Genomic DNA, 11,874 nt, shown 5'->3' on the forward strand with positions numbered 1-11,874 from the left:
GCTTCGTAGATTGGCCTGGGTCTTGCTGATCTAGACCAGCGACGCGCCGTACCCTCGTCGGGGTGCGGGCCCGACTGCCAAACCCGATGACCGAAGGAGCACCGAATGAAACGCTTGCTTGCTTCACTGCTGGGAACCGCGATTGCCCTGGGCAGCGCGACCGCCATGGCCGCCGAGGCCGACCTGCAGGCGCTGGAACAGGCCGCGCGCAAGGAAGGCCAGGTGAACAGCGTGGGCATGCCCGACAGCTGGGCGAACTGGAAGGACACCTGGAAGGACCTGGAGAGCAAGTACGGGCTCAAGCACATGGACACCGACATGAGCTCGGCCCAGGAGCTGGCCAAGTTCAAGGCCGAGGGCGAGAACGCCAGCGCCGACATCGGCGACGTCGGCGCCGCCTTCGGCCCCATCGCCGTGCAACAGGACGTCAGCCAGCCCTACAAGCCGAGCACCTGGGACCAGGTCCCGGACTGGGCCAGGGACAAGGACGGCCACTGGGCCCTGGCCTACACCGGGACCATCGCCTTCATCGTCAACAAGCAACTGGTCAAGGACGTGCCGCGCAGCTGGGCCGACCTGCTCAAGGGCAAGTACAAGGTCACCATCGGCGACGTCAGCAGCGCGGCCCAGGCGGTCAACGGCGTGCTCGCCGCGGCCATCGCCAACGGCGGCGACGAGAAGAACATCAAGCCGGGCCTGGAGTTCTTCGCCCAGTTGGCCAAGCAGGGCCGCCTGTCGCTGACCAACCCGGTGATCAACACCCTGGAGAAAGGCGAGGTGGAAGTCGGCATCGTCTGGGACTTCAACGGCCTGAGCTACCGCGACCAGATCGACCCCAGCCGCTTCGAGGTGCTGATCCCCTCCGACGGCTCGGTGATCTCCGGCTACACCACCATCATCAACAAGTACGCCAAGCACCCCAACGCCGCCAAGCTGGCCCGCGAGTACATCTTCAGCGACGCCGGGCAGATCAACCTGGCCAAGGGCAACGCCCGGCCGATCCGCGCCGAGCACCTGCAACTGCCGGCCGAGGTCAAGGCCAAGCTGCTGCCCAACGAGCAGTACGCCAAGGCCCAGCCGATCAAGGATGGCCAGGCCTGGGAAGCGACCTCCAAGCGCCTGCCGCGCATGTGGCAGGAGAACGTGATCATCAACATGCAGTGACGCGGCGCCGCCCCGGCCACGGCCGGGGCGCCCGTTCCGGTTTCCCCGACACAGGCAGCTACGATGTCCCGTCCCGTCATCCTGGTCATTCTCGACGGCCTCAACTACGGCGTCGCCCATGACTGCATGGGCCACCTGCAGGCGCTCTGCAACGCCGGCCGCGGCCGCCTCTACCGCCTGCAGTGCGAGCTGCCGTCGCTGTCGCGGCCGCTCTACGAATGCCTGCTCACCGGCGTCGCGCCCATCGACAGCGGCATCCTGCACAACCAGGTGTCGCGCCTGTCGAAGGAGCGCAGCCTGTTCCACTACGCCCGCGACGCCGGCCTGAGCACCGCGGCGGCGGCCTACCACTGGGTCAGCGAGCTGTACAACCGCTCGCCCTTCGACGCGGCCCGCGACCGCCACACCGAGGACGCGGCGCTGCCGATTCAGTTCGGCCACTTCTACTGGACCGACCACTACCCCGACTCGCATCTGCTGGCCGACGCCGAGCACCTGCGCCGCCGCCACAAGCCCGACGTGCTGCTGGCGCACCCGATGAACATCGACGACGCCGGCCACCGCCACGGCCTGAACAGCGCCCAGTACCGCAACGCCGCGCGCCAGGCCGACGCGCTGCTCTCGGAATACCTGCACCAGTGGCTGGCCGCCGGCTACCAGGTGATGGTCACCGCCGACCACGGCATGAACGACGACCATACCCACGGCGGCATCCTCCCCGAGGAGCGCGAGGTGCCGCTGTTCGTCTTCGGCGAGGCCTTCAGCCTCGACGACCAGGTGCGCCCGCGCCAGGTCGAGCTGTGCGGCAGCCTCTGCGAAATCCTCGGCGCGCCCCACGACAAGCCGGTCTGCCAAGGGCTGCTGCGGCCATGAGCGCGAACCGCGGAAAGCGCCTGGCCCTGCTCTGCCTGCTGCCCTTCGCGCTGTTCTTCTTCGCCTTCCAGATCGCCCCGCTGCTGTGGGTGGCGATCAACAGCCTGCGCAGCGAGGACGCCTGGGGCCTGGGCAACTTCGCCGAGATATTCGCCTCGCCCTTCTACCGCCAAGCGATCCGCTACAGCCTGGAGATTTCCCTGTGGTCGAGCCTGATCGGCCTGGCCATCGCCGTGCTCGGCAGCTATTCGCTGCGCCAGGTGGACAGCCGCCTGCGCGACTTCGTCATGGCCTTCGCCAACATGACCAGCAACTTCGCCGGGGTGCCGCTGGCCTTCGCCTTCATCATCATCCTCGGCTTCAACGGCGCCATCACCCTGCTGCTCAAGCAGGCCGGGCTGATCGAGGACTTCAACCTCTACTCCAAGACCGGCCTGATCATCCTCTACACCTACTTCCAGATTCCCCTGGGGGTGATGCTGCTCTACCCGGCCTTCGACGCCCTGCGCGAGGACTGGCGCGAATCGGCGGCGCTGCTGGGGGCCAACCACTGGCAGTTCTGGCGGCACATCGGCATCCCGGTGCTGACGCCGGCGCTGCTGGGCACCTTCGTCATCCTCCTGGCCAACGCCCTGGGCGCCTACGCCACCGTCTACTCGCTGACCACCGGCAACTTCAACGTGGTGCCGATCCGCATCGCCGGCCTGGTCTCCGGCGACGTCTTCCTCGACCCGAACATGGCCAGCGCCCTGGCGATGATCCTGGTCGGGCTGATGACCGTCATCACCCTGGCCCACCAGTGGCTGCTGCGGCGGAGCTATCATGTCCAGAAACGCTAGCCCGCTGTACCACCGCCTGGTGGTCTGGGCCCTGTTCCTGATCCTGCTGCTGCCGCTGGCCGCCACCCTGCTCTACTCCCTGGCCACCCAGTGGTCGGCCAGCGTGCTGCCCGACGGACTGACGCTGAAGTGGTACCTGGCGCTGTGGACCGACCCGCGCTTCCTCGCCGCCTTCGGCCAGTCGCTGCTGGTGTGCTTCGGCGCGCTGCTGCTGAGCGTGCTGCTGATCCTGCCGCTGATGTTCGTGGTGCACTACCACTACCCGCGCCTGGACGCGCTGATGAACGTGCTCATCCTGCTGCCCTTCGCGGTGCCGCCGGTGGTCTCCTCGGTGGGCCTGCTGCAGCTGTATGCCGCAGGCCCCCTGCCGCTGACCGGCACGCCCTGGATCCTCATCGGCTGCTACTTCACCATCGCCCTGCCGTTCATGTACCGGGCCATCGGCAACAACCTGCAGGCGATCAACCTGCACGACCTGATGGACGCCGCCCAGCTGCTGGGCGCCAGCACCTGGCAGGCAGCCCTGCTGGTGGTGCTGCCGAACCTGCGCAAGGGCCTGATGGTGGCGCTGTTCCTGTCCTTCAGCTTCCTCATCGGCGAGTTCGTCTTCGCCAACCTGCTGGTCGGCACCCGCTACGAGACGCTGCAGGTCTTCCTCAACAACATGCGCAACAGCAGCGGCCACTACACCAGCGCGGTGGTGGTCTCCTACTTCCTCTTCATCCTGCTGCTGACCTGGGCCGCCAACCGCCTGAACAAGGACCGCACATGAGCTTCCTCAGCGTCGAACGCCTGGACAAGAGCTTCGGGGACACCCAGGTCTTCCAGGACATCGACTTCGCCGCCCGGCGCGGCGAGTTCGTCACCCTGCTCGGCCCCAGCGGCTGTGGCAAGTCCACCCTGCTGCGCTGCATCGCCGGGCTCACCGCGGTGGACAGCGGGCGCATCCTGGTCGACGGCCAGGACCTGGTGCCGCTGCCGCCGCAGAAGCGCAGCATCGCCATGGTGTTCCAGAGCTACGCGCTGTTCCCCAACATGACCGTGCAGCAGAACGTCGCCTTCGGCCTGCGCATGCACAAGGTGCCGGCCGCGGAGGCCGCCAGCCGGGTGGCCGAGGTGCTGGAGATGGTCGAGCTGGGCCAGTACGCCGCGCGCTACCCGCACCAGCTCTCCGGCGGCCAGTGCCAGCGCGTGGCCCTGGCCCGCTCGCTGGTCACCCGCCCGCGCCTGCTGCTGCTCGACGAGCCGCTGTCGGCGCTGGACGCGCGCATCCGCAAGCACCTGCGCGAGCAGATCCGGCGCATCCAGCAGGAGCTGCAGCTGACCACGGTGTTCGTCACCCACGACCAGGAGGAGGCGCTGACGCTGTCCGACCGCATCGTGCTGATGAACGCCGGGCGCATCGTCCAGAGCGGCGACGCGGAAACCCTCTACACCGCGCCGGCCGACGCCTTCGCCGCCGGCTTCATCGGCAACTACAACCTGCTCGACGCCGAGCAGGCCGGCCGCCTGCTCGGCCGGCCCTTCGCCGGGCAGGTGGCGATCCGCCCGGAATCCCTGCGCCTGAGCCTGGATGCGGGCGACGGCATCGCCGCCCAAGTGCTGTCCCACAGCCTGCTGGGCAACGTCATCCGTTACCGGGTACGGGCCAACGGCGTCGAACTCACGGTGGACGTGCTCAACCGCAGCGCGGAACGTCTCTATCCGGCCGGCAGACAACTGGCGCTGGCGATCGATCATGAAAGCATCCGGGAGGTGGCCTGATGGCCCTGGTGATCTTCGACCTTGACGAAACCCTCATCGACGGCGACTGCGCCAGCCTGTGGAGCCGGCGCATGGCCGAGCTGGGCTGGGTCGACGGCGAATCCTTCATCCGCCGCGACGCCGAGCTGATGGCGCGCTATGCCCTGGGCGAACTGTCCATGGAGGCCTACATGGCCTTCAGCCTGGAGCCCATGGCCGGGCGAAGTGTCGAGGAAGTGGAGCGGGAGGTGGAGGCCTACGTCGAGGACGTCATCGAACCGCTGATCTACAACGACGCCTGCCGCACCCTGGCGCGCCACCGCGCCGCCGGCGACAGCCCGCTGGTGATCTCCGCCTCCGGCGTGCACCTGGTGCAGCCGATCGCCGAGCGCATCGGCATCCAGGACGTGCTGGCCATCGACCTGGAGGTAGTGGACGGCCACTACACCGGCCGCACCCAGGGCGTGCTGACCTACCGCGACGGCAAGATCGTCCGCCTGCTCGACTGGCTGGGCGGCGACGAAAACCCGCTGGCCGCCGCGCACTTCTATTCCGACTCGCGCAACGACCTGCCGCTGCTGCGCCGCGTCGGCAACCCGCACACGGTCAACCCCGACCCGGTGCTGCGCGGCGAGGCGGAAAAGCACGGCTGGGAAATCCTCGCCTGGCGCTGAGTCCACCAGGAAACGCCATTCCCCTGTAGGAGCGCGCCCTGCGCGCGAAATCGCGGGCAGGGCCCGCTACCCACCGGCAAACACGACGCCGCGTAGGATGGTGTTGAGCGAAGCGATACCCATCACCGATGGCCACATGGGTTTCGCCAAGGCTCAACCCATCCTACGAAGAGCGCCTCGGCGCAGCCGGCAAGACAGTTGCGCCTACAGATTCAGGGCAAACACCGTGCGGAACCGCCCGTCAGGCCAGGCTCTCGTCGATCAGCAGCACCACCTTGCCCTGCACCTGGTTGCTGGCCAGGGCCTCGAAGGCCTGCTCGGCATCCTTGGCGGCGAACTGGCGTTCCAGCCGCGGCTGCAGTTGGCCGCTGGCGAACAGCGGCCAGACGCGGGTGCCCAGCTCGGCGATCAGTTGCGCCTTGAAGTCGGCGTCGCGGCTGCGCAGCGTCGAGCCGGTCAGCTGGATGCGCTTGCCCAGCAGCAGCGCCAGGTCCAGCTCGGCCTTGCGCCCGCCCATCAGGCCGATGACCACCCAGCGGCCGTCCTGGCGCAGCACCTGCAGGTTGAGCGCCGCGTAGTTGGCGCCCACCGGGTCGAGGATCACGTCGAAGGGCGCGAAATCGCGCAGCGATTCCAGCCCCTCGCCGCGCAGCACGCCGCCCTCGGCGCCAAGGGCCTCGCAGTAGGCCAGCCGGTCGGCGGAGCCGACGCTGACCCAGCAGGGGCTGCCGAAGGCCTTGCACAACTGGATGGCAGCCGAACCCACGCCGCTGGCGCCAGCGTGCAACAGGACCTTCTCGCCCGGCTGCAGGCCCGCCAACTGGAACAGGTTGAGCCAGGCCGTGGCGTACACCTCCGGCAATCCCGCCGCCTCGGCCAGCGACAGGCCGGTGGGCACCGGCAGCACGTGGCGGGCGTCGGCCACCACTTCCTCGGCCATGCCGCCGCCGGCCAGCAGCGCGCAGACGCGGTCGCCCACCTGCCAGGTGGCGCCGGCGCCCACTTCGCTGATCACCCCGGCGCATTCCAGGCCGAGCACGTCGCTGGCCCCCGGCGGCGGCGGGTAGAGCCCGGCGCGCTGCAGCAGGTCGGCGCGGTTGAGCCCGGCCGCGGCCACGCGGATGCGCACCTGCCCAGCCCCGCAGGTCGGCGCGGCGCGCTCGGCCCACTCCGCCCGCCCTTCGATACCTTGCAATGCGTTCACGCTACCTCCATAGTGCTTGCACGGCCCGCACCACGTCGGTCGGGCCTTTCTCTTCGCTCGTCGCGCCAGAGCCCAATCTCGACAAGCTTGGAACCCGGCGACGCCAGATACGGCCTAATATGCGTCATAACTCCGCACCCAGTCGATTAAGCATGAAGCGATTTCTGCCCCGCACCGCCCTGCTGTTGGTCCTCGGCGCCAGCGCCCTGTCCTCGTTCGCCGCGCCCTCCGCCGGCCAGAACTCCTGGGACGGCCTGCAGCCGGACCGTGACCAGGTGATCGCCAGCCTCAACATCGTCGAGCTGCTCAAGCGCCATCACTACAGCAAGCCGCCGCTCAACGACGACCGTTCGGCGAAGATCTACGACGCCTACATCAAGGCCCTGGACCCGTCGCGGATGTACTTCACCGCCGGCGACATCGCCCAGTTCGCGCCCTGGCGCACCCAGTTCGACGACTTCCTCAAGAGCGGCGAGCTGGACCCCGGCTTCACCATCTACAAGCGTCACCTGGACCGCCTCAAGGAACGCCTGGACTTCGCCCTGGCGATGCTCGGCAAGGGCGTCGACAAGATCGACTTCAAGGTCGACGAGAGCCTGACCATCGACCGCGAGAACGCGCCCTGGGCCAAGAACGGCGCCGAGCTCGACGACCTCTGGCGCAAGAAGGTCAAGGACGAGGTGCTGCGCCTGAAGATCGCCGGCAAGGACGACAAGGCCATCCAGGAACAGCTGACCAAGCGCTACAAGAACCAGCTGATGCGCCTGGAGCAGACGCGCAGCGAAGACATCTTCCAGGCCTATATCAACGCCTTCGCGCAGACCTACGACCCGCACACCCAGTACCTGTCGCCGGACAGCGCGGAAAACTTCGACATCAACATGAGTCTCTCCCTGGAGGGCATCGGCGCGGTGCTGCAGAGCGACAACGACTACGTCAAGGTCGTGCGCCTGGTGCCGGCGGGCCCGGCGGAGAAGAGCAAGCAGATCGCCACCTCGGACAAGATCATCGGCGTCGCCCAGGGCAAGGGCGAGATGGTCGACGTGGTCGGCTGGCGCCTGGACGAGGTGGTCAAGCTGATCCGCGGGCCGAAGGGCTCGCAGGTGCGCCTGGAAGTCATCCCGGCGAGCAACGCGCCGAACGACCAGACCAGCAAGATCGTCACCATCACCCGCGAGGCGGTGAAGCTCGAAGACCAGGCGGCGAAGAAGTCGGAAATCACCCTCGACCACGACGGCCGCAGCTACAAGCTCGGCGTGATCGACGTGCCGGCCTTCTACCTGGACTTCAAGGCCTACCGCGCGGGCGACCCGAACTACAAGAGCACCACGCGCGACGTGAAGAAGCTCATCGGCGAGCTGCAGAAGGACAAGGTCGACGGCATCGTCATCGACCTGCGCAACAACGGCGGCGGCTCCCTGCAGGAAGCCACCGAGCTGACCGGCCTGTTCATCGACCAGGGCCCGACCGTGCTGGTGCGCAACAGCGACGGCCGCGTCGACGTGCTCAACGATGACGAGGGCAAGGCCTTCTACACCGGGCCGATGACCGTGCTGGTCAACCGCCTGTCCGCCTCGGCCTCGGAAATCTTCGCCGGCGCAATGCAGGACTACCACCGCGCGCTCATCGTCGGCGGCCAGACCTTCGGCAAGGGCACCGTGCAGACCATCCAGCCGCTCAACCACGGCGAGCTGAAGCTGACCCTGGCCAAGTTCTACCGCGTCTCCGGGCAGAGCACCCAGCACCAGGGCGTGATCCCGGACATCGCCTACCCGTCCATCGTCGACGACAAGGAAATCGGCGAGAGCGCCCTGCCCGACTCCATGCCCTGGGACACCATCCGCCCGGTGCTGTCGGCGCAGAGCGACCCCTTCAAGCCGTTCCTCGACCAGCTGAAGACCCAGCACGACGCGCGCACCGCGAACAATGCCGACTTCGTCTACGCCCGCCAGCGCCTGGCCCTGGCCCAGGAACTGATGAAGGAGAAGACCGTCAGCCTGAACGAGGCCAAGCGCCGCGCCCAGCAGAGCAGCATCGAGGGCCGCCAGTTGGCCATGGAGAACGCCCTGCGCAAATCCAAGGGCCAGGAGCCGCTGAAGGAACTCAAGCAGGAAGACGACAACGCCCTGCCGGACGACGACAAGACCAAGCCGCAGGACGACGCCTACCTCACCGAGTCCGGGCACATCCTGCTGGACTACCTGACGCTCAGCTCGGCGCTGGCCAAGCACTGAAAGCGCGGAGTCGTCACGAAACAGTCATGACTCAGTAGTGAAATGCGCAAGGGCCGGGAGACCGGCCCTTCGTCTTTTCACCCCACAGAGAACCGTCATGACCGTCACCGAGCAGTTGAGCGCGCTGGCCCAGATCATCGCTCACGGCGACCTGCATTGTCTGTTCCAACCCATAGTGTCGCTCTCCGAGCGGCGCCTGGTGGGCTACGAGGCCCTCACCCGCGGCCCCTCCAACAGCCCTCTGCACTCCCCTCTCACGCTGTTCAGCACCGCGCGCCACGCCGGCCGCCTGAGCGAGCTGGACGTGCTCTGCCGGCGCCGCGCCTGCCAGCGCTTCCATGAGCTGGGGCTGGGCGGCAAGCTGTTCCTCAACGTCGCCCCCGAGTCGCTGCTGGACCCCAGCCACCAGCCCGGACGCACCCTGCAGTTGCTGCAGACCCTCGGCATAGCACCGGGCGACGTGGTCATCGAGCTGACCGAGCAGGCGCCCATCGAGGACTTCGGCCTGCTCGACACCGCGCTGCACCACTACCGCGCCATGGGCTTCTGCATCGCCCTGGACGACCTCGGCGCCGGCTACTCCAGCCTGCGCCTGTGGTCTGAGCTGCGCCCGGACTACGTGAAGATCGACCGCCACTTCATCGACGGCATCCACCAGGACGGCGTCAAGCGCGAGTTCGTCGGCTCCATCCTGAAGATGGCCCACGCCTCCCGTGCCCAGGTGATAGCCGAGGGGATCGAATTGCCGGAGGAACTGGCGGTGCTCTCGGAGATGGGCGTCGACCTGGTCCAGGGCTACCTGATCGGCCGCCCGCAGGAGCAGCCGGTGCGCGAGGTCCGCGGGCTGCTGCCGGACCTCGACCGCACGGACGCCCTGCACGGCGAGGAACAGGCCGACCTGCGCCCGCTGTTGCTGGAACAGCCGGCGGTGAGCCGCGACACGCCGATCGCCGAAGTGCTGGAAGCATTCCGCGCCCAGGCCAACCTGAACGCCCTGGCGGTGCTCGACGAGCACCAGCAGCCGGTGGGCATCGTCCACCGCCATGCGCTCTCCGATGCCCTGCTCAAGCCCTTCGGCACCGAACTGTACGCACGCAAGCCGATCAGCCGGCTGATGAGCGAGGACTTCCTCGCGGTGGAGCGCAGCCAGTCGCTGCAGCAAGTCAGCCGCCTGCTCACCAGCCGCGCGCGGCAGCGCATCGAGGAAGACTTCATCATCACCCAGGGCGGCCGCTACCTCGGCCTGGGCCGGGTGATCGACGTGCTCAAGCTGATCACCGAACTGAAGATCCGCCAGGCGCGCTACGCCAACCCGCTGACCCTGCTGCCGGGCAACGTGCCCATCCAGCAGTGCCTGGGGCGCCTGCTGCAGCAGGAACGCGAGGCGGCGGTGTGCTACGTCGACATCGACAGCTTCAAGCCCTTCAACGACCTCTACGGCTACGCCCGCGGCGACGAAGTGCTGCTGTGCCTGGCGCAATGCCTGAGCGACCGGGTGGACCCCGGCTGCGACTTCGTCGGCCACATCGGCGGCGACGACTTCATGCTGGTGTTCACCTCCGGGGACTGGCGCAACCGCCTCAACCAGTTGCTGGAGGACTTCCAGGGCCAGTGCCGGCGCTTCTACAACCAGGAGCACCTGCAGGCCGGCTGCTTCGTCGCCTACAACCGCCGCGGCCAACGCCAGGAGTTCCCGCTGCTGTCGCTATCGATCGGCGTGGTGCACCTCAAGCCCGGCGCCGGCGAGCGCCTGGACGCGGCGCAGCTGGCGAGCATCGCCTCCGAGGCCAAGCGCCACGCCAAGGAAATCCCCGGCTACAGCCGACACGTCATCACCCTGGAATAGGCGGCGCTCAAAGCCCCAGTTGCGCCGCCAGGGCCTGATAGCGTTCGGCTTGCTCGGCATCGGCGGCGAGGCCTTCGGCCCCGTCGCGATAGAGCTCGGCCAGGCGCCGCGCGGCCAGCGGATGACCGGCCTCGGCGGCCTGGGCCCAATGACGCGCCGCAGCGGCACCGTCCGGCTGCCGCTGCGCGCTGCCCTGCAGGGCCTGCACGCCCAGTTGGTAGGCAGCCTTGGCATCACCGCCGGCGGCCGCCAGGGCGAGCAAGCGCAGGCCCTCCTCGCGGGCGCCGAAGCCCTGGCCACGGAACAGCAGCAGGTGGCCGTAGAAGCTCTGCGCAGCCACGTCGCCGAGGTTGGCCATGCGCGAGAACTGCCCCTGCATCCACTGCCAGGCGCGCGGCTGGCGGACCAGCCAGGGCCAGCCCATCAGACGTCGCGCCATGGCGTAGGACAGGCGGGCGCGCAGGCGCCAGACGAACTCGCGGCTCACGGCTCTTCCGGATAGTCGAATTCGAACACCCGCACCACCTCGGCGGCATGCCAGCCCGCCGCCGCCGGGCCGTCAGAAGCGCCGGAGAAGCGCCCCAGGCGCTCCACGCACTCGAAGAACCCGGTGCGCGGCAGGCGGCTGGCGCCCTGGCTGATCACCAGCGAACTACGCAGCGGCCGGCCGGCGCGGGCATCGAGCTGCGCCAGGTGTTCCAGGGCCGCGGTCAGGGTGGTCATCGCCGGGGTCGGCAGTTGCAGGCGCTCGATCAGTGCCCGGTAGGTCAACAGGTGGCGCTGGCGGCGCGCGTCTTCCAGCTCGTCCAGCAAGCCCTGCCAGTGCTTGCGGCTGATATGCACGCTCAAGATGCCGACTCCGACTTCGCTCCCAGTGCGCGACGCAGGCCGTGCTCGATGGCTTCGCTGACCTCGCGCTCGCCGCTTTCGATCATCCCCAGGTAGGACGGGCTGATCCCCACCTCGCGGGCCACGCTCTCCAGGGACAGGCCACGCGCCTCGCGCAGTTCGCGCCAGGAGGCGGTCGGCGCCGCCGCCGTGACGACGGCTGCCGCTGGCGGGGCGGCGCGGGCGCCGGCAGCGGCCAGCAGCGCCTGGTAGTCGGCCCAGGGAAGCACGGCGTACTCCGCTTCGCCGTCTCGTGTGATCACTTGCACATTCATCGACAACACTCCTTGCATGCCGGCATTTCAACGGGCAATGACGGCAACCACTGGCGCCTGCCCGGCATTCCGACCCTTCACAGTATCGCCCATGAAACGCCGCTCGGCCTCATCGGGCGCATCATCGCGCACGG

Annotated in this window: 12 protein-coding genes; 8 read left to right on the top strand and 4 right to left on the bottom strand. The window is 68.3% G+C overall.

The genetic code is table 11. The annotated features are described in order from the left end of the window. The first annotated feature begins 105 nt into the window (after positions 1–105). The 6 genes from QSJ95_RS22420 to QSJ95_RS22445 all read left to right on the top strand — a co-directional run bounded on the left by QSJ95_RS22420 (position 106) and on the right by QSJ95_RS22445 (position 5,293). Entirely contained in the window at positions 106–1,164 is a 1,059-nt protein-coding gene (locus tag QSJ95_RS22420) for an ABC transporter substrate-binding protein (RefSeq protein ID WP_009620524.1), read from the top strand. 63 nt (positions 1,165–1,227) lie between these two features. Then, on the top strand, positions 1,228–2,037 hold the full coding sequence (locus QSJ95_RS22425) for an alkaline phosphatase family protein (RefSeq protein WP_043271056.1): 810 nt from the start codon (positions 1,228–1,230) through the stop codon (positions 2,035–2,037). After that, positions 2,034–2,876, top strand: a complete 843-nt coding sequence (locus tag QSJ95_RS22430) for an ABC transporter permease (protein ID WP_043271058.1) — start codon at positions 2,034–2,036, stop codon at positions 2,874–2,876. Before QSJ95_RS22425 ends, QSJ95_RS22430 begins: the two co-directional genes overlap by 4 nt. Beyond that, complete coding sequence (locus QSJ95_RS22435; protein WP_285645393.1) at positions 2,860–3,648, top strand: ABC transporter permease; 789 nt, start codon at positions 2,860–2,862, stop codon at positions 3,646–3,648. Before QSJ95_RS22430 ends, QSJ95_RS22435 begins: the two co-directional genes overlap by 17 nt. Next, positions 3,645–4,640: an ABC transporter ATP-binding protein gene (locus QSJ95_RS22440; RefSeq protein ID WP_285645395.1), complete on the top strand. Its 996-nt coding sequence runs from the start codon at positions 3,645–3,647 to the stop codon at positions 4,638–4,640. The genes QSJ95_RS22435 and QSJ95_RS22440 overlap by 4 nt, the downstream gene beginning before the upstream one ends. After that, complete coding sequence (locus QSJ95_RS22445; protein ID WP_285645398.1) at positions 4,640–5,293, top strand: HAD family hydrolase; 654 nt, start codon at positions 4,640–4,642, stop codon at positions 5,291–5,293. Before QSJ95_RS22440 ends, QSJ95_RS22445 begins: the two co-directional genes overlap by 1 nt. Before the next feature lie 241 nt (positions 5,294–5,534). Here QSJ95_RS22445 and QSJ95_RS22450 read toward each other — a convergent pair whose 3' ends face one another. Next, positions 5,535–6,497: an NAD(P)H-quinone oxidoreductase gene (locus QSJ95_RS22450; RefSeq protein ID WP_285645400.1), complete on the bottom strand. Its 963-nt coding sequence runs from the start codon at positions 6,495–6,497 to the stop codon at positions 5,535–5,537. A gap of 152 nt (positions 6,498–6,649) precedes the next feature. Here QSJ95_RS22450 and QSJ95_RS22455 point away from each other — a divergent pair, with 152 nt between their 5' ends. Together QSJ95_RS22455 and QSJ95_RS22460 are read left to right on the top strand one after the other, a co-directional pair. Beyond that, complete coding sequence (locus QSJ95_RS22455; protein ID WP_009620538.1) at positions 6,650–8,731, top strand: carboxy terminal-processing peptidase; 2,082 nt, start codon at positions 6,650–6,652, stop codon at positions 8,729–8,731. A gap of 97 nt (positions 8,732–8,828) precedes the next feature. Continuing rightward, a complete protein-coding gene (locus tag QSJ95_RS22460) occupies positions 8,829–10,577 on the top strand; it encodes a GGDEF domain-containing protein (protein ID WP_043271070.1) in 1,749 nt (582 codons plus the stop codon). 7 nt (positions 10,578–10,584) lie between these two features. Here the strand turns inward: QSJ95_RS22460 and QSJ95_RS22465 are convergent, their stop codons facing one another. Genes QSJ95_RS22465 through QSJ95_RS22475 form a run of 3 tightly spaced genes read right to left on the bottom strand, consistent with a single transcriptional unit; the run spans position 10,585 to position 11,740 of the window. Then, positions 10,585–11,064, bottom strand: coding sequence for a sel1 repeat family protein (locus QSJ95_RS22465; protein ID WP_285645401.1), 480 nt, complete (start codon positions 11,062–11,064; stop codon positions 10,585–10,587). Next, positions 11,061–11,426 (bottom strand): hypothetical protein, encoded by a 366-nt coding sequence (locus QSJ95_RS22470; protein ID WP_009620544.1) that lies wholly within the window; start codon positions 11,424–11,426, stop codon positions 11,061–11,063. The genes QSJ95_RS22465 and QSJ95_RS22470 overlap by 4 nt, the downstream gene beginning before the upstream one ends. Beyond that, positions 11,423–11,740 carry a helix-turn-helix domain-containing protein gene (locus QSJ95_RS22475; RefSeq protein ID WP_043271074.1) on the bottom strand — a complete coding sequence of 106 codons (318 nt, stop codon included), beginning with the start codon at positions 11,738–11,740 and terminating at the stop codon, positions 11,423–11,425. The genes QSJ95_RS22470 and QSJ95_RS22475 overlap by 4 nt, the downstream gene beginning before the upstream one ends. Positions 11,741–11,874: the final 134 nt, after the last annotated feature.

The sequence above is a fragment of the Pseudomonas sp. NBRC 100443 genome (genome assembly GCF_030268185.1).
Lineage (GTDB): Bacteria > Pseudomonadota > Gammaproteobacteria > Pseudomonadales > Pseudomonadaceae > Pseudomonas > Pseudomonas citronellolis.